Source organism: Micromonospora sp. NPDC023888 (assembly GCF_040639415.1).
Classification (GTDB): Bacteria; Actinomycetota; Actinomycetes; order Mycobacteriales; family Micromonosporaceae; genus Micromonospora.
The window spans coordinates 88,861-107,083 of sequence record NZ_JBEZZW010000010.1 but is presented as its reverse complement, the minus strand read 5'-3'; the positions used below and the strand labels follow the sequence as shown (position 1 = coordinate 107,083).

The 18,223-nt window shown below is 72.6% G+C and carries 11 protein-coding genes; 6 read left to right on the top strand and 5 right to left on the bottom strand.

Annotation, left to right across the window (positions count from 1 at the left end):
* Window positions 1–2: 2 nt before the first annotated feature.
* Window positions 3–587 (bottom strand): hypothetical protein, encoded by a 585-nt coding sequence (locus tag AB0F61_RS11825; RefSeq protein WP_357807386.1) that lies wholly within the window; start codon window positions 585–587, stop codon window positions 3–5.
* A 245-nt stretch (window positions 588–832) separates the two neighbouring features.
* On the opposite strand from AB0F61_RS11825, the gene AB0F61_RS11820 reads away from it, so the two are divergent.
* Entirely contained in the window at window positions 833–1,411 is a 579-nt protein-coding gene (locus AB0F61_RS11820) for a sigma-70 family RNA polymerase sigma factor (protein ID WP_357807382.1), read from the top strand.
* A 55-nt stretch (window positions 1,412–1,466) separates the two neighbouring features.
* On the opposite strand, the gene AB0F61_RS11815 is transcribed toward AB0F61_RS11820, so the two are convergent.
* Complete coding sequence (locus AB0F61_RS11815; protein WP_357807380.1) at window positions 1,467–4,826, bottom strand: hypothetical protein; 3,360 nt, start codon at window positions 4,824–4,826, stop codon at window positions 1,467–1,469.
* A 58-nt stretch (window positions 4,827–4,884) separates the two neighbouring features.
* On the bottom strand, window positions 4,885–10,341 hold the full coding sequence (locus tag AB0F61_RS11810; protein ID WP_357807377.1) for a carboxyl transferase domain-containing protein: 5,457 nt from the start codon (window positions 10,339–10,341) through the stop codon (window positions 4,885–4,887).
* Window positions 10,342–10,670: 329 nt separating this feature from the next.
* On the opposite strand from AB0F61_RS11810, the gene AB0F61_RS11805 reads away from it, so the two are divergent.
* Window positions 10,671–11,927, top strand: coding sequence for a phosphodiester glycosidase family protein (locus AB0F61_RS11805; RefSeq protein ID WP_357807374.1), 1,257 nt, complete (start codon window positions 10,671–10,673; stop codon window positions 11,925–11,927).
* A gap of 198 nt (window positions 11,928–12,125) precedes the next feature.
* Here AB0F61_RS11805 and AB0F61_RS11800 read toward each other — a convergent pair whose 3' ends face one another.
* On the bottom strand, window positions 12,126–13,199 hold the full coding sequence (locus tag AB0F61_RS11800; protein WP_357807372.1) for a hypothetical protein: 1,074 nt from the start codon (window positions 13,197–13,199) through the stop codon (window positions 12,126–12,128).
* Between the two features lie 478 nt (window positions 13,200–13,677).
* On the opposite strand from AB0F61_RS11800, the gene AB0F61_RS11795 reads away from it, so the two are divergent.
* On the top strand, window positions 13,678–14,256 hold the full coding sequence (locus tag AB0F61_RS11795; RefSeq protein WP_357807369.1) for a cellulose binding domain-containing protein: 579 nt from the start codon (window positions 13,678–13,680) through the stop codon (window positions 14,254–14,256).
* Window positions 14,257–14,310: 54 nt separating this feature from the next.
* Here the strand turns inward: AB0F61_RS11795 and AB0F61_RS11790 are convergent, their stop codons facing one another.
* On the bottom strand, window positions 14,311–15,108 hold the full coding sequence (locus AB0F61_RS11790; protein WP_357807365.1) for an SAM-dependent methyltransferase: 798 nt from the start codon (window positions 15,106–15,108) through the stop codon (window positions 14,311–14,313).
* Window positions 15,109–15,486: 378 nt separating this feature from the next.
* Between AB0F61_RS11790 and AB0F61_RS11785 the strand changes: the two genes are divergently transcribed.
* Genes AB0F61_RS11785 through AB0F61_RS11775 form a run of 3 tightly spaced genes read left to right on the top strand, consistent with a single transcriptional unit; the run spans window position 15,487 to window position 17,853 of the window.
* The gene (locus AB0F61_RS11785; protein WP_357807362.1) at window positions 15,487–16,341 is read left to right on the top strand and encodes a DUF1684 domain-containing protein; all 855 of its coding nucleotides are present in this window, start codon (window positions 15,487–15,489) and stop codon (window positions 16,339–16,341) included.
* 32 nt (window positions 16,342–16,373) lie between these two features.
* Window positions 16,374–16,907 (top strand): flavin reductase family protein, encoded by a 534-nt coding sequence (locus tag AB0F61_RS11780; protein WP_357807359.1) that lies wholly within the window; start codon window positions 16,374–16,376, stop codon window positions 16,905–16,907.
* Window positions 16,908–16,944: 37 nt separating this feature from the next.
* On the top strand, window positions 16,945–17,853 hold the full coding sequence (locus tag AB0F61_RS11775; protein WP_357807356.1) for a zinc-binding dehydrogenase: 909 nt from the start codon (window positions 16,945–16,947) through the stop codon (window positions 17,851–17,853).
* Window positions 17,854–18,223 lie beyond the last annotated feature (370 nt).

Genomic DNA, 18,223 nt, shown 5'->3' with positions numbered 1-18,223 from the left:
GGCTACTTCGCCGTGAAGGCCGAGATCTCGCACTGACGCTGGATCTCCATCCCCGCGTCGCTGTTCGCCTTCTCCAGGTTGGCCTTCGTCTCCGGCGCGACCCAGATGCCGGCGTTCTCGGTTCCCGGCTGCCGGATCTCCATCGACAGGCCGTGGCTCCGCACGCACAGCAGTTTCTCGCGGAGGTCGTCGGCGAAGTTCGGGTTCTGGTGCGGGTCGAGCTCCGGAGCGCCGAGCGGCTCCTTGTCGGCACACGCGTCCACGGCCGGCTGATACTTCTTCTCGTCCATCTTGTAGCTGAGAAGCGGGCCGCCGTCTCCGTCCGCCGCCGGTGCCGACGGCACGCCGTGCTGCGTCCAGCAGGCGTAGTAGGCGCCGTACAGGCGGTCGATCTCCTGCTTGCTCGCGCCGAGGGGGAGCTGGCGGTCGGCGCCGCTCGTCGAACCGGCCGGGCCGGCGCTCGCCGACACGGTCGCGCCCGGGATCGTGGCCACCTGCGGCCCCGACCCCTCCGAGTCGCCGCCGCAGGCCGCGAGCGACAGCACCAGCACCGCCACGCCGATCATCTTCACGTTCGCGTTTCGCATGACAGTCAGCCTGGTCGCCACATGTCAGCTATTCGTTAGCTGCGCCCACCGTTTTCGAGGCGCGCTCAGGAGTGGCCGGGCCGCGCGCCGACCCGCCGCCGTGGGACGGCGGTGTCAGCCGAACGGGGAGTCCCGGGAACTTTCCCGGACCGCCCGCCGACCACCAGAGTGCGCGGCTGAGCGGCGCGATCCGATGACGGCATCTCGGCATGGAGGAGCGCCCGTGGCACCCAGGACGGTGGTCTGTGCGCAACGGCGGCGCTGACGACGAACAGGTGACCCGGTGGGCGCAGGAGGCTGGCCGAGGCGACCGGCAGGCCGCCACGGCGTTCGTCCGGGCCCTGCAGGACCAGGTCTGGCGGTTCCTGTCGCACCTGGCCGGCCCGGGTGAGGCCGACGACCTGACCCAGGAGACGTTCCTGCGGGCATTTCGCAACCTGCCCGGCTTCGCCGGCCGCTCGTCGGCGCGTACCTGGGTGTTCACGATCGCGCGGCGCGTTGCCGTTGATCACGTCCGGACGGCTGTCGCCCGGCCACGGTTGGCCTCGGTGCCGGACTGGCAGGCAGCGGCCGAGGCCGCCGGTGCGATCACGGCCGGCGCCGACGACGGCGTCACCCTCCAGCAGGTGATCGCCGGTCTGAGCCGCGAGCGTCGCGAGGCGTTCGTGGCCACGCACGTGCTCGGCCTGTCCTATGCCGAGGCCGCGGAAGTCTGCCAGTGCCCGGTCGGCACGATCCGCTCCCGCGTCGCCCGGGCCCGCGAGGATCTCGTCGCGGCCTGGCAGGCAGACGGGGGCCCGACCCACACCCGGCGAACCGGCTGAGGGTGGATCGAGCCGGCGGCCAGCCTCCTGGGTGGCCGTCGGACGGCGGACATGGTCAGGCTGCCGCCATGCAGATGTCGAAGGCGCCGTCGCGGACGTCGGCGACCGGGTGCCTCCGCAGCGATCGGAGCAGGTCCCGCCAGGGCTCCGCCCAGCCGCGTGCCCTGCCCTCGTGCACCAGGGCCACCGCGAACAGGCCGGTGGTGGCATCGCCGCGCGCGGCGAGGGTGCGGGCCGTGGCGAGCACGAGGTCCGGATCGGGTGCCACCGGGGACCACCGCGCCGTCCGCTGGCTGAGAAGGTCGGCCAGCCGGGCGGCGAGCGCCGGCCGTCCGGCGACCAGATCGGCGATCTCGACCACGTCGGCGGTGAGATGGTCCGGTGTGGTGCCGCTCAGCCGCAGCAACGCGGTCAACAGGGTGGCCGCCTCGGCGACGTACGCCGGGTGCTGTCCCAGCTCGCGGGCCGCCGCCCGGGCCGGAGCCCGATCCCGGTGCGACTCGGCGGACCGCGCCCAGGACCCCGCCTGGTCCAGGATGGCGCTGATGCGCCGCCGGGCCGGGCGGTCCGCGAAGGGCCCACCGTCGTCCGGGTCGGCCTCGTCGATGCCGACGAGGGCCCGCAGGGCGGCGGAGAGCACGTCCCGCTCGGGCCGGTCCGGGTGGTCGAGCATCGCGTCGACGATCGGGCGCGCCGACGGCCAGGCGGAGTGGCCGCCGAGGTCGGTGAGCGTCGCCGTGACCAGGTCACTGAGATCCGGCGCCCAGGGCATCCACTGCGCCATCCGGGGCCAGGCGGACCGGGCGACGCCGTGGTCCGGGCTCGCGCAGGCAAGCGCCACGAGGGCGCCGTAGCGGGGGCGGTCCGGTCCGGCGACCTGCTGCGGCGGGGTCCTCAGGACGATCTGCGCCTCCCCGTGGCCGCCGGTGGCCGCCTCTTCGAGGATCACCCAGCTCTCCGGACCCGGCAGCCGCTGCCGGGCCGCGGCGGCGACCGCGACCCGGACGTCGCGGTGCTGGTCGGGTTGCCGCCACGCCGCCAGCAGCACCGGCATCGCCGCCTGCGGGACGTACCGGCCGAGCAGCCGCAGCGCCGCCTTGCGGCTTGTCACCTTGCCTCGGCCGAGGGCCACCCGAGACAGGGGCGTCAGCAGGTCGGTCGGCCGGATGAAGCGCGCCGCGCGACCGGCCGCGTACATGGCGACCCGGGCGCGATCGTCGTCGGCGTGCGCCAGCAGCAGCGGCAGCGCCTCGTCCGGTCGGTCGGTCCACGGCAGCGCGCCCAGGGCCGCCTCGGCCAGGGTGACGTCAGCGGACCCGGCGTACCGCAGCACCAGATCGCGGCCAGCGCCGGGGATCGGCGCGGCGGCCCGGATGGCGGCGGCGCGGCCGTGCCGCGGCGTGCCGGCATCGGCGGCGACCTGCTCCAGCAGGCGCACGTAGGCCTGCTGCTGGCGGGGCAGCCACCGCTCGCCGTGCTCGGGTGGGTCGGGAACCCAGCGGGCGCCGGCGGTCAGGAACGCCCCGCTGGGCGGTGGGCCGAGCAGCACCCGGTCGAGCAGGTCGGTACGCCGTGCGCTGACCGCCCGCCACACCGTGGGGAACGTGATGGTGGACACGTCGCGGGCCAGCACCTGCTCGACTCGCTGCGACCGGGTCGTCGGGTCGGCCAGCCACAGCTCGACGGCTTCGCGGACAACGACGACGACGAAGCCCGGCGTTCCCGCCCGGCGCAGCAGCTCCTGGAGCTGGGGCAGCCGCCAGGCCCGCCGTCCGAGGGCCCGGGTGACCGCGAACAGCTCGGTGCACAGCCCGCGGGTCATGCCCGCCTCGATCCACGGCCGCAGCCGGGCGAAGACCAACTCCTCCTGGCCGTGGCGCAGCGTCTCGTCGAGCCGGGGCAGCGGGGGCAGCCGGTGGCCGCCGAAGAGTCGGTCGAGGGTGTTCAGTGCCCAGCCCAGCAGGGCCGGGTCGTCGTGGTGCTGGCCCAGCACCGCGACGGCGAGGCTGCCGAGCGCGGCCAGAGTACGACTCGACGCGTCGCGCGTGGTCGTCGCGTCGACAGTGAGCTTGGTCAGCACGTCGACCGAGTCCGCGCGCAGCAACCGGGACAGGTGGACCAGGGCGGTCAGGGCCGCGGCGCGGACCGAGTCCTGTTCGTTGCGCAGCCGACCCAGCCGGGCCACCGCCTCGGCCGCCGCCGCTGGGTCTGCGCTGCGCCGCGCGGCGGCCAGCAGCAGCTCGTACGCGACGGCACGGTCCTGCGCGTCGGCCGCGCCGAGCGCCGGGCCGAGCGCCGCGGACGCCTGCGGCCAGGGCAGGAAGGAACTCCACGACCGTACCGCCGCCTCGTCGTGGCGGACCCGGTCCAGTGCCAGCACCCGGCGGGCCTCCCGCCCCTGCCACGCGCGGGGCAGCACCTCGACCAGCGGTAGGCCCGGGATGCCGGCGGCGGTCTCCATGTCCGCGTGCACCGCGTCGTAGAGGACGCCTCGCCGAGACGGTGCGACGGCCGCCAACAGCCGGTCCAACGAGTCGTCGTGGCCCCGCACCCGCCGACCCAGCTCGACCAGCTCCGCGTCCGGCAGGCGACCCAGCCGGCGCAGCAGCGCCGGAGGTAGCCACTGGTAGGGCACCCAGCCCGCCCGGGAGGGGGCGATCAGCATCGCCAGGACCCGTTGGGGCGACGCGGCGGCGAGCGGACCGTAGGCGCTCAGGTCGCCGGGGAGGTAGTCGGTCGGGGCATAGCGTTCCAGCAGCGACAGTGCGTGGTCCGGTCTATCCCGGCCAGCCAGCAGGACACCCCCGGAACGCGTCATCCACCAGTTGATGCGCTCGCGTGGGCTGAGACCGGCCAACACCGCCTCGGCGTGGTCGAGCAGCACGTCGCCGTGGCGACGGGCCAGTGGCGCCCACCCCTGCACCGCGTGCTCGACGGCCGGCAGCAGCCGGCGGACCGTGTCCGGACCGCAGGCCGGCAGCAGAGAGGCCACCTCTGCGGCACCGAAGCGATCCCACACGCCGTCGACCAGCCCGTCGGCGATCGCCGAGCGACGCAGGTGCCGCAGCGAGCGGTAGACCAGGCTGCGCAGGTCGGCCGGCGCGTCGAGCACGAGCGCGAGCAGGTCGGGACCGGCGAGCCACCCGCCGCGCAGGCCGGCCTTCACCGCGATGGACCGGATCGCGCCGTCCGGGTCGTCCAGCGCCAGCCGCACCGCCGCGTGGTCACCGACGATCTGGCTGGCGGTGACCGCCAGGAACCGGTGGTACGTCGTCCCGGCCCGCAGATCCGTCAGCACCACCGGCAGGTCGCCGGTGGTGCTGAGGTCGCCGGCCCGACGCGCGAGCGTCGCCATCCGCTGCGGGTACGGCAGCACGTCGAGGTCGTCGAGCAGGCGCCGCGTTGATCTCTGCACGGCGCCCATTGTGGCCGTCGCGACCCCGGGCCGTCGCCCCGTTTCTGTCCCGCTGCCTTTACCCCAGGCGGGCCCCGATGGCCTCGATGATGCGCGGACGCAGTTCGGCGGCGCGGATGACGGCGTCGACGGAGCCGACCTCGACGGCGCGTTGGATGTTGTGCACCCGGTCGAATTCCGTCGCCACCTCGCCGAGCTTCTCGGCGCGCACCGACGAACGCACCTCGTCGAGTTCCGCGGTCAACGCGGCGCGTTCGGTGCCGGCCGCGGCGGCGGCGCGCGCCTCCAGGTCCCGCACCCGGGGGTCGGCCGCGGTACGGGCGTTGACGTCGGCGGAGAACACCACAGCGGCGGCGGGGGCGCCACCGAGCACCGAGGCGAACGAGCCCTCCAGGGCGAGCACCGTCATGTTCGGGTTCAGCGCCTTCGAGAACACCACGAACGCACCGCCGTGGTAGCGCGAGATCACGCAGAAGACGATCGGCCCCCGGAAGTTGACGATCGCCCGGCCGATCTCGGCGCCGTACTCCAGTTGCAGCTTGCGCATCGACTCCGGTGAGCCGTCGAAGCCGGACAGGTTCGCCAGCACCACGAGGGGCCGGTTGCCGCTGGCCGCGTTGATCGCCCGCGCCGCCTTCTTCGACGAACGGGGGAACAGCGTGCCCGCCGTGTAGGTGTCCGGGCCGTCGGTGGGCGGGAAGCCGTGCCGCGGCACCGACCGGGACTCGATGCCGAGCAGGCACACCGGGATGCCACCGAGGTGGATGTCCTGCACGACAGCGGTGTCCGCGTCCGCCATGCCCGCCCACCGCTCCAGCACCGGGTGGTCCTGGTCGGAGAGGGCCCGCATCACGGTACGGATGTCGAACGGCTTCTTGCGGTCCGGGTTGTGCTCGACGGAGAAGATCTCCCCGACGGTGCGGAAGGCACTGCCCGCCACGTCGTGCGGGAAGTCGGAGATGTCGCGGTCGGTGGGGTCGGTGGTGACCGCCCGACGGGGCGCGTTCTCACCGGGCGCGACGTACGTGTGGTCGTAGTGCGACATCACCACGTCCCGGGCGGCCGTCAGGTTCGGCGCCCAGTACTGCGCCTGCCCGTTCGGCCCCATTACCCGGTCGTAGCCGCCGATGCCGAAGTTGTCCTCGGCGGACACGCCACCGGAGAAGTCGAGCGACTGCTTGCCGGTGAGAACCATCGCCGAGTCGGGCGTCATCACCAGGATGCCCTTGGTGTGCATGAGCATCGTCGCCTCGGCGTTCCAGTACGGCTGCGCGCCGACGTTGATGCCCGCGACCACGATGTTGATCTCACCGCCGGCCTGGGTGAACTCGACGATCCGCTTCAGCGCCGCGGCCACCCAGTCCATGTTCTCCGTACCGGTGGTCATCGAGATGCGCGCCCCGGCGGACAGCGCCCACCACTCCAGGGGCACGTTCATCCGCTCGGCGAGGTCCAGTGCGGCGATCACGCGCCGGCACTCCGGCTCCGACAGGGCGCCCAGCGCCTTGGTCGGGTCGCCGAGCAGCACCACCCGGGTGACGCCCTGCGGGTGCCGCTCGGTCGGCGTGGTGACCACCCCGGCCACGATGGCGGCGCTGTTGCGCCCCTTCGGCCGGTCCACCGGCACCAACACGTGGTCGTCGTCGAGGTCGTGCTCGACGAAGTCACCGAGCCGACCGGTCAGCTCGTACGGGTAGACGGTGTTGCGGCTGCTCGCCCGCAGCACCTTCAGCCGGTACTCGTCGAGCGGCTCGATCGGCTCGACCGGCGGCTCACCGACAACCAGCTCCGCGCCGCCCGCGGCGTCGAACGAGATCCGTACGGCGGTCTTGGTCAGCTCGCCGGTCCGGCGGTCGCGCTGCCGCGCGATGAACAGGATCTCCTCCAGGCCGGCGCCCGCGGTCGTCGGGCGGACCCGCCCGGCGATCATCTCCATCTCCTCGCGGGTCAGCTCGCTCGGCGGCCAGACGTAGACCACGATCCGGTTGGTGTTGAAGCGGGTCTTCGACGGTCGCCGCGACTGGGCGCGGCGGATCGAGTCGAGGCAGGCGGCGATGGCGTCCTCGGCCGTCGGCAGCGCCACCAGGCGGCCGTCCTGCTCACGAAGCTCGGTCAGGTCGCGCACCTGCGCGAACGCGACGAGTCGCTCGTCTGCCCGGTTGTCCCGTGCCACGCACTGGAAGAGGTAGACCTCCTCGTCCGAGGACGGCAGGCGGGTCAGGTCGAACTTGTGCAGCCGCTCCAACTGCATCCGCTGCGCGATGTACGGGTGCAGGCCGCGGATCAACCGGTCCTCGGTCATCGCGGCGTCGGACGGGCGGAAGGTGAAGTGGTGGTGCATGACCGCCCCGCCGCGACCCGCGACGGTGGTGGTCACCCGACGGACCTGCGGCGGCAGCGGGTGCGCGGTGATGACCTCGGCCAGCGCCGCCGCCATCGCGTCGAAGTCCTCCGGCTGGTTTTCCCACCCGAGGTAGATGTCGGCGTCGACGGAGTCCTCGTCGGCGGCCAGCTCGGCCAACCCGCGCAGCGCGCCGCCCAGCGCGTCGAAGCGCACCGCTGCGGAGACCACGCTCGAATCGGCGCGTCCGGCCACCACGAACGTGCAGCCCGCGACCTCCTGGGTACGCACACTCGTGAGCGCCCGGTTGCCGTAGTACCGCCGGGTCAGCACCTCCAGCATGACCGCGTTGTCGAGGTGGTCGCGGACGAGCCGCTGGCCGAGCAGCCGGACCAGTGGTTCGGTGCTGCGTACCATCTCGGCGATGCGCTGGGCGCGGTCCGCCGCGTCCGGGTGGGCGTCCAGGTGCCGCAGGTGCCCACGGACCCCGGCGTAGACCCGGGCGCGGTTGCGGCGCAGCAGTGGCTGGGCGAACCAGGCGAACACCACGCCACGGGCGAGGTCGGCGATCGCGGGGAAGCGGACCTGCGTGGCGGCGATCAGCCGTTCCAGCGCGAGGCCGGCGGGCTCGCGAAGCGCCTCGTCCGGTGGGGTTTCCCGCAGCCAGGCGCGCAGCAGCGTCGCGATGACCGTGGCGTCGGCGGACGCCCGCTGCTGGGCGAGGAAGATCCGGAAGACGGCCGCTTCGAGGGCGGGGGAGCGCTCCAGGTCGCTGACACCGTAGTGGCCGAGCGCCTTGGCGAGCTTGGTCTGGAAGGCGTCCGGCAGCCCGGCCCGCTCGACGTCGAGGCTCTGCAGGTAGGTGTGGAAGTACTCCCGGGCGCTGTGCACGTGCGCGGCGCCGCCGTCCTCGCCCGTCGGCCGGTTGCGGCTCAACTCGGCGAGGTCGGCGAACACCTCGATGAGATCGAGTTCCGCGGCCAGCGGCCGGGGGCCGGTGGCGGCCCGGCGGGCCGTGAGGTAGCCGTCGAGCACCCGACGGTTGTCGTGCGGGTCGACGTCGAAGCCGAGCAGCAGGCCGCGCAGGTCCTCCTGGCCGCGCCTGCTGCGCTCGGAGGCCGGCATGTCCTCGGCGGCGGTGGGCAGGTCCAGTTCGACGGCCTCGCCTGTCGGGTCGGCCGTCGTCTCGGCGGCCTCGTCCGCGAGCGGCTCCAGGCGCAGCAGCGGCGCGCCCGCCTCCACCTGGCTGCCCACCGAGACGGCGCACTCCTTCAGCCGCGCCTTGAACGGCGCCCGCAGCACCGTCTCCATCTTCATCGCTTCCAGCACCAGCACCGGTGCGCCCGCCTCCACCTCGGCGCCGATCTCCAGCGGCGTGGCGACGACGAGCGCGGGCATCGGGGAGCGCAGGACGCCGCCCTCGTCGCGGCTGATCCGGTGGGTCACGCCGTCCACCTCGACCAGGTGGGTCGGCCCGTGGGTGCCGGTGAGCAGGCGGTACCGGATGCCGTTGACCACGATCTGACCGGTGTGCCGGTCGAAGCGGTTCAGCTCGACGTCGGCGGTACGCACGGCGGCGCCCGCCTCGATGCCGACGCGGAAGCGGTGCGCGCCGACCCGCGCCACGCGGGTGCGGTAGCCGACGCCGCGCAGCTTGAGGTCCAACGGTCGGCCGCTGGCGTGCTGCACCTGCGGGCGCCCGCCGGAGGCCGTCGACAGCAGCCGCTGCCGCTCGATGCGCTCGTCCTCCTCGTACGCCTCGATGGCGGCGGCGGCCAGCGCGACCGCGGAGTGGCGGTGCGTGACGAGCCGGCCCTCACCGCGGACGCGGTCGATCCAGCCGGTGTCCGCGCTGGCGTCGATCACCTCGGGCTGGTCGAGCAGGTCGAGCACGAAGCTCTTGTTCGTCGCGCCGCCCTCGATGATCACCGTGGTGTTCGCCATCGCCCGACGCAGCTTGCCGAGCGCCTCGTCGCGGTCGCGGCCGTACGCGATGATCTTGGCGATCATCGAGTCGAAGTCGGCCGGGATGGTGTCGCCCTCGCTGACGCCGGTGTCCACCCGGATGCCCGGGCCGCTGGGCAGGTCCAGCCGTGCGATCCGCCCCGGCGACGGCGCGAAGTCGCGGTCGGGATCCTCGGCGTTCAGCCGAGCCTCGATGGCGTGCCCGCGCTCCGCCGGCGGCGCACCGTCGAGTCGTCCGCCGGAGGCGACGTGCAGTTGCGCCTTGACCAGGTCGAACCCGGTGGTCAACTCGGTGATCGGGTGCTCGACCTGGAGGCGGGTGTTGACCTCCAGGAACGCGAACAGTCGATCGCCGGGGTGGTAGAGGAACTCGACGGTCGCCGCGCCCCGGTAACCGACGGCGATGGCCAGCCGCTCGGCCGACCTCTTGAGCTCGGCGGCCTGTGCCGGGTCGAGCACCGGCGACGCCGACTCCTCGATGACCTTCTGGTTGCGTCGCTGCACCGAGCAGTCCCGGACGCCGAGCGCCCACGCCGTGCCCTGCCCGTCGGCGATCACCTGGACCTCGACGTGCCGGGCGCCGGTGACCAGGCGCTCCAGGAACACGATGCCGCTGCCGAACGCGCGCGCCGCCTCCTGACTCGTGCGCTCGTACGCGTCGTCGAGTTCGGCCTCGTTGCGGATCACCCGGATGCCGCGCCCGCCACCGCCCGCGGTCGCCTTCAGCATCAACGGGTAGCCGACCTCGGCCGCCGAGGCACGTGCGGCGTCCAGGGTCTCGACGGCGCCACGGCTCCACGGCGCGACCGGCACGCCCACCTTCTCCGCGATCAGCTTCGAGCCGATCTTGTCGCCGAGTTGGCGCATGGCGTCCGCGCTCGGCCCGACGAAGGTGACGCCGATCTTCTCGCACAGCTCGGCGAACGCCGGATCCTCGGCGACGAAACCCCAGCCGACCCACGCGGCGTCGGCTCCGGTCTCGATCAGCGCGCGCTCCAGCACCGCCAGGTTGAGGTACGGGCGGGCGGATGCCGGACCGAGATCGTAGGCGATATCCGCTTCGCGGACGAATGTGGCGGTGCGGTCGACGTCGGTGTAGAGAGCGACGGTTTCGAGCGGTCTGCCGGTTTCCGCAGCCAGCTCGCGGACCGCGTGGATGAGCCGCATGGCGGCTTCACCTCGGTTGACGATGGCGACACGGTTGAACACCCGACTGACCCCTTAGCTAGACCTCGAACTGCGCGCCGCGAGACGACGGCTCCCAGCAGTGATCACCCTTCCGGCTGGCGGCGGCGAGCGCTATGGCGCAACCACCGAACCCACCGTCCCTCAGTTGTAGGAAGTGCACAAAAGTTTTTGGCACCCCCGGGCTCGCTCCCGCAGTTGATCAAGACGGTGCGGATGGTTCACGTCGCCCGCCTCTCCTGTTCACCCCCGCCTGATCGGCTGGTCGACACGATCATCGCCGGTCCGGTCAACCACCGGTCCGGCCCGAACACCCCGGCCCAGGCCGGGAATCGCACCAAGAAAGGAGCGCAGTGCGGCCCCTCAACCTCGTGCGCCCGAGTCTGGCGCTGCTGCTCGCCGCAGGGCTGAGCACGCTCGTGACACCCGCCGGCGCAGCCCACGCCTCGGCGGCAACCGTATCCGGGTCGGGCACGCCGATCACCGTCACCTCGACCGAGCAACTCGCCCCGGGCGTCACGTACGGCTCGTTCCAGGTGACCACGCCCCGGGGCGTCACCGTCGGCTACCTGCTCACGGCCGACCTGAAGAAGAACAAGGTCTCCCTGGACCTGCTGCACCCCGACGCGGTCGCGCAGCGCAAGGTCATCTCGTCGATGGCGAACGACCAGGGCGCCATCGCCGGCGTGAACGGGGACTTCTTCAACAACAGTGAGACCCACGCCGGCGTCACGCCCACCTACTCGTCGTCCGGTCCCGAGATCGCCGACGGCGAGGAGTTGAAGTACGCGGTACCGACCGCGCAACGCTTCGGTCCCGGCCTCGCCCCCGGCACCTCGACCCGGGACGTGTTCGGTGTGGGCGTCAACGGCAAGGCGCGCGTCGACACCCTGAGCCTGGACGGCGAGGTCAGCAGCGGCAAGGGCACGATCGCCCTCAGCGGCCTCAACCAGTACGCGCTCCCGGTCGACGGCGTCGGCCTGTTCACCTCCGAGTGGGGTGCCGCCTCCCGGGTCCGGTCGACCTGTGGCACCGACACCAGCCGCAGCGACCCGTGCAGCACCCACACCTACGAGGTGACCGTGCGTGATGGTGTGGTGGTCGCGGCGGGTCGGACGCCCGGCGCGGGCGCGATCCCGGCCGGCACCCAGGTGCTGGTCGGCCGGGAGGGCGGCGCGGACACGCTCGACGACCTCGTCGTCGGCGACCGCGTGCAGGTTCGCGAGAAGCTCGACTCCGCCGGCAAGCCGAAGCTGACGTTCGCGGTCGGTGGCGCGCCGATCCTGCGCGACGGTGCGCCGCTGGCCGGCCTGGACACCAAGACCGCCGCGGTACGCAGCTCGGCCGGTGTCAGCCCGGACGGCCGGACGGTCTACCTCGTCGTCCTGGCCGGGCGTGCCCCGGCCAGCGCCGGCTTCACGATCGCCGAACTCGCCGACCTGATGCGCTCGCTCGGCGCGCACGACGCGGTGAACCTGGACGGCGGCGGTTCGAGCACGGTCGCCGTCCGCGAGCCGGGCCAGGCGGCCGCCACCGCCCGCAACAGCCCGTCCGACGGTACGGAGCGGCTGGTCGCCAACGGTATCGGCATCTTCGTGGGCAAGCGCTGATCGGTGCACCCGCTCGAATTCGCCCCGCCCGGTGCCACCGGGCGGGGCGAATTCGGTCCTGCCGGAGGGGGTGATCCGCCCTCGCCCGAGACTGTCAGCCCGCCGGCGTCGATCCGGTCGGCCAGCAGCTCGTACGCCGCTATCTGGCGTCTCCCCGGTGACGGACCGGGACGGTCCGACCCCGGGGAGACGAAGCGATCAGTCGACGGTCGGCGGAGCCGTCCTCGCCGCCTCGGCGAGTGCCGCCGCCGCGCCGGCGTACGGGTTGTAGCTGTAGGTGCGGGCCAGTCCGGCCGGCACGGTGAAGTACGCGGCCGACAGTTTCGCCGGGTCGCTGGCGATCTCGCCACGCGCGGGGGCGTCGTTGCCGTCGTCCCAGCCCCAGGGCGCGTTGGCCGAGTTGGTCGAACAGCTCCAGGTGCCGACGCCGCAGTCGCCGGACGTGTCACCGGCGAACGTGCCCAGGCTGGCGAAGAGGCTTGCGTTGGACCGCTGCGCCCACAGGCCGCCCGTGGCGAAGATGTCGATCAGCTGATACCGCACGTCACGGTCGTTGCCGCTGCTCGGCGTCTCGGCGACGGTCGACGGGTAGTAGACCAGGCCGTCGCCGTTGATGTCGTACTGCGGGTGTGCCTTGAGGCCGTGGCCCTGTGCCTCCTGCGCCGTGACCGGGTGCTGGAACGTGTCGTGCGGTGACGCCTGGAACCGCAGGGTGCCGTCGATGCTCTCTCCGCCGCTGGTCCAGGTGCTGCCGGTCGGCGTGTAGGAGAAGAAGTCACTGTGCGCGACCGTGACGGCCGAGCGGAGAACGCCGTACGTGGAGCCGTCGCGCTCGATGGCGAACAGCGCGCCCTCACCGTCGTTCTCGTGTTCGGTCTCGAAGAACGGGTGGTCGGTCCAGTCACGGGGGTGGAAGAAGAAGTACGTGATGTACCAGTGGGTGCTCGTCTCCACGACGGAGTAGTACGCGTGCGCGGCGAGTGCGGTGCCTGCCTGGCCGGTCCGGTCCCAGTTGTTGCGTCCGTCCAGGTCGCCGTCGAAGTCGACCCGGGTGAGGTAGTCCGACTGGCCGCTCAGGGCGTGGCTGCCGGTGGCGTCGACGTCCTGGTAGTGGATGGGCGCCCACCGGAGGGCCAGCTCGGCCCGGCTGACGGCGGCGTCGGCGGGGGTTGGTGCGGCCAGCGCGGCGGCCGCCAGCACTGCCGCAGCGCCTGCCGCGATCAGTGCCCTCACTCCCCGGGGTCGCCGGGTCGTGCTGTGTGCGTTGAGCATGGTGTGCTCCCGTGTCCGAATGAATAGACCGCAATGGATCATTCGCGGCTCGGGCACCCAGCGGGTGTCCCTGCGGCGACGGGAAAGCGGACGATGTTCGACGGGATCAGGATCGGCTTGTATCGATGCTCGCCGGCTGCCATGCTGTGGTTCGGTCGTGCTCGGGGAGCCAGCGCGCACCAGATCTCCTCCGGTCCACGAGGCGCGCGAGGTGACCATGTCACCCGTGCCGGGCAGCCTCGTCGGCGACCGGGAACCCGAGCGTTGCACCGGCTACCTCCGTGGTCATCGGTGCCCGCTGACCACGGAGGTAGCGATGCTTCGCATGTTCCTTGCTGTCACGACAATGGCGCTGGCCGCCTGGACCGGGACGACCGCAGCCGCCGAAGCGACACCCACGCCAACGCCGTCGTCCACGCCAACGCCGTCGGCGACACCGACCCCGGCCTGCCCGCCAGCGTTACCGATAGGCGCCAGCGTGACCGGGGTCACCACCACGAGCGTGACGATCTCGTACTCGATCTTCTTCCGGCCGCCCTGCGGCTACGACCCGCCGATGACCGTCCACCTCTTCGCCAGTCGCGAGGACGCCCAACAGTGGCGGGCTGCCGTGGCCGAGGCTGCCTCGGGGCCGGAGCGCTACGGCTCGGTGACCATCGGTCGGCTGACGCCCGACACCGAGTACTGGTACCGGTTCACCGACGCCGAGGGGCGGCGGGATCCGTTCGTGATCGCGTCGGCCCGGACCGCCCCACTGACGTCGTGCCGTGCGACGGCGTCGATCGACGCGAAATGGGGCAGCGGTTTCCTCGTCACGGCCACCGTGCACAACACCGGCAGCCTGCCGTTGGACCGGTGGCGTGTCTCGTGGCGGTGGTCGGGAGACGAGCGGGTGGAGACGGTCTGGGGTGGGGTGCTGGAGACGGTCGGCGCCGACATCACGGTCCGCAACGCCACCTACAACGGGACGCTGGCGCCCGATGGTGTGGCGAGGTTCGGCGTGCTCGTGTCGACGAGCGCGGTGCCCGACGGGTTGACGCTGACGTGTAACGGGTGAACGATGTCGCCCCGCTGTCGTCGTCGCGGCGACGGCGGGGCGACGTCAGGTCGGTCAGGGCTTGCGGGCGACGGCCCCGTAGGCGTCGATCCCGACGGCGTCGGGCTCGTCCGGTCGCCACAGCGGGATCGGCACCAGGCCCGGCTCCACCATCGCCAGCCCGTCGAAGCAACTCCCGAGCTCCTCCGGGCTGCGCAGGAGGTAGGGAACCCCGCCGCTCTGCGCCAGCCGCTCCGCGCCGGACACCACCGCCGCGCTGGTGTTGGTGCCGTCCCAGAGCACCAGGTACGAGCCGGAGGGCACGGCCTCCATCGTCCGCCCGACGATGGAGCGCACCACGGCCAGGTCGGGCTCGTAGCCCAGCACACCCATGAACATCACGGCGATCGGCTGGTCGAAGTCGAGCGTCTTCGCGGCCTCGGCGAGGATCTGCTCCGGGTCGTGGTAGTCGGCGGGTACGTAGGTGGCGACGCCCTCCGCGGTCGTGCTGGCCAGCAACGTGCGCGCGTGCACCAGCACCATCGGGTCGTTGTCCACGTAGACGATCCGCGAGTCGGGCGCGACGTGCTGGGCGACCGCGTGGGTGTTCTGCATGGTGGGCAGGCCGGTGCCGATGTCCAGGAACTGCCGGATGCCGGCCTCGGCGGCGAGGTGACGCACGGCCCGTACCAGGAAGAGGCGCGACTGCTGCGCCATGAGGACGATCTCCGGGTAGACCTCGGCGACGGCGTCGCCGGCCGCTCGGTCGGAGTGGAAGTTGTCAGTGCCGCCCATCCAGTAGTTCCAGATCCGCGCCGCGTGGGGCACGTCGGTCTGAAGCTTCGCGGCGAGTTCGGCGTCCGGACCGGCCATGCCGGGCTCCTATCGAGGGGTCGTCGGCGGGAGATCACCACTGCGGTGCGCAGCGGGATCGTACTCCGGTCATGTCCACTGTCGACTGTTAACGGGGTGGGTCGATGGCGTCTCGTTCGACCCCGGGGGTTGAATTCCTACTTCATTGGTAGGAAACTCGACGGCATGCCGCTGGTTCGGTTGTTCACCACCCGCCGGGTCGTCGACCTGATGCGGGTCGCCGCGCAGCTCTGTCCCGGCGCGCCCATCCCGGCCTGAGCGGGCTGCCCAGCCCTCGCCGGCCCCCGGTTTCCCGCCGCCGCCGTCGCCGTCGCGCGGTCGCGACCGGCATCCCCGCACCCCCGCGCGGCGGTGCATCTCGTCGAGGAGGACCCTGTCATGACCAACGAGGCAGTTCTGCCGCCCGTCGTGGACTCCCGGCCCGACTTCGAGGTGGCCTGGCGCGAGTGGCACCGACGCCACGAGGAGGTTCGGGCCGACCCGCACGGCTTCCTCGCCGTCACCGGTCTGCACTGGCTGACCCCGCGACCGCAGCGGTTCCCCGACGTGCCGGGGGAGTGGCACACCGGCGACGACGGACCGGTGGTGGCTCTCGGTGCGGGCGAACGGCTCGTCGTCGACGGCCGGCAGGTCCAGGGCCGGCACGAGTTCGGGCGCATCGCCGAGCGCGCCGGCGTCACAGTGGGTCTCGACGCCGGGGTGCTGGAGGTGGCCCGCCGGGGCGGGCACGACATCCTGCGTCCCCGGCGCCGGGACCACCCGCTGCGCGTCGCCTACCGGGGCACGCCCACCTATGCCCCCGACCGCCGATGGGTCCTGAGCGCACGGTTCGTGCCGTTCGCCAGCCCGCGGCCGACGACTGTGGGCGCGGCGGTGGAAGGGCTCAAGCACGTCTACGACGCACCCGGCCAGATCGAGTTCGCCGTCGACGGGGAGCCGCTGAGCCTGACCGCGTTCAACGGCGCGACGCCCGGAAGCCTGTCGGTGCTCTTCACCGATGCCACCTCCGGTGTGACGACGTATCCGGCCAACCGGTCCCTGGCCGTCGGTGCTCCGGACGAGCAGGGGCGGGTGACGCTCGACTTCAACCGGGCCACCAACCTGCCGTGCGCGTACACCGACTTCGCGACCTGCCCGCTGCCCCCGGCGGAGAACCGGTTGCCGATCGCCGTCGAGGCCGGCGAGAAGACCCCGTACGAGCGGCTGGCGGGCGACTCCGTCGACCGTTCGTAGCCCCTGCGCACCAACCCCTCGGGAGGATCGTCATGACCCAGTCCACCGACGCCCCGATCGACGCCGACAGCGACGCGCTGCGGACGTTGCTGCGCCACCAGGCCAGCACCGTCACGGTGGTCACCGCTCCCGGCTCGCCTGCTGTCGGTTTCACCGCCACCTCGTTCACCTCGGTGTCGCTGGCGCCGCCGATCGTCTCGTTCTGCCTGAACCTCGGTTCGTCGAGCTGGCCCGCGGTGGCCCGTGCCCGGCACGTGGCAGTGCACCTTCTCGCCCACCACCAGCAGCAACTGGCCCGGACCTTCGCGACGAGCGGCATCGACCGGTTCGCCGCTCCCACCCGTTGGCGGACCGGCCCGGAGGAGGTGCCGATCCTGGACGACACCCTGGCCTGGCTGCTCTGCCGGGTCGTCGACCGGGTGACCGTCGGCGATCACGCCGTCGTGCTGGCCGAGCCGGAGGTGCTTCGGCACGCCGACGTCGGCTCGCCGCTGCTCTACCACCGGGGCCGTTACGCCGGGCTGGCCGGCGACCAGTACGGGGCGACCCGCCGTCCCGCCGCCTGACCGGGCGCGCCCACCCGATCCACAGGTAGGAGATACCGTGCAAGCGATCGTCGCCGCTCCGGACACCCATGCGGGCTTCCGAGTGACGGACCTGCCCGATCCCACTCCAGGCCCGGGACAGGTTCTCGTCGAGGTGCGACACGTCGGCGTCAACGCCGGCGAGATCCGTCACCTCGACGTCTGGCCGGCCGAGGCCGTGCTCGGGCATGACGCCGCGGGCTACGTGGTGCGCGGCGGCATCGACGGGTCCGGGCCCCGCGAGGGTGACCGGGTGGTCGCCTTCGGGCCGGGGGCCTGGGCCCGCCTGGCGGTGTTCGACGTGGACAGTGTCGCGGTGGTGCCCGCCGCCGTCGACCTGGCCGAGTTGGCCGTGCTGCCCACCGTCGGCCTCACCGCTCTGCGCACACTGCGGACGTCGGGGCCGCTTCTCGGCCGTCGGGTGCTGGTCACGGGTGCGTCCGGAGGAGTGGGCCGGGTCGCTGTCCAACTCGCCAGGCACGGCGGCGCGTACGTGGTCGCGGTGGTCGGCTCGCCGGCTCGTGGCGCGGGGCTGGCGGATCTCGGCGCTGACGAGGTCGTGGTTGGCCTCGACGCGATCACCGACCCGGTCGACGTGGTGCTGGAGACGGTCGGTGGCGCCCACCTGGTGGCCGCCTGGGGCCTGCTGGCCCCGGGTGGGGTGCTGCACAGCATCGGCTGGGCCTCCGGCGAGCCGGCCGTCCTTCCGGTGAACTCCACCTTCGCGCCGGGCGCGGCACGGACACTGCGGTCCTTCGGCGACGTCACCGCCCCGGGGTCGGATCTTGGTCTGCTCGCGGACCTGGTGGCGCGTGGAGCCCTGCGCGCGCCGATCGGTTGGCGCGGCTCGTGGCAGCGTCTCGCGGAGGCGGCCGACGCGCTGCGGGAGCGCCAGGTGGTCGGGAAGATCCTGCTCGACCTGGATTGAGCCCGAACGGTTTTCTGCTGAGTTCTCGGTCAGGCAATATCCCTGCAAAGCCTATAGCTTTAGTAGGGTATGCGTCAACGGATCGACGTCCACACGTGCGATAGCCGACATCCGGCGACGGATTCGTTGACACCGCCACCCCACTGAAGGTGGACTCGGCTCATGTCCAGCGAGCTGCGGTTGACGATCCGCGGCCACATCGACTTCGGTCGGGTGTGGTCGAGTTCCTGTCTGGCCTGACCCGGCACCCTCGCCCGTGACCCGGCCCGCCACACCGGCCCGCCGGGGTGGGGCGCACCGCCGCGCCACCACCGCACCGACACGCCGTCGGCCCCCGCCAACGCGCCGGGCCCGGCGTCGGCACACCCGC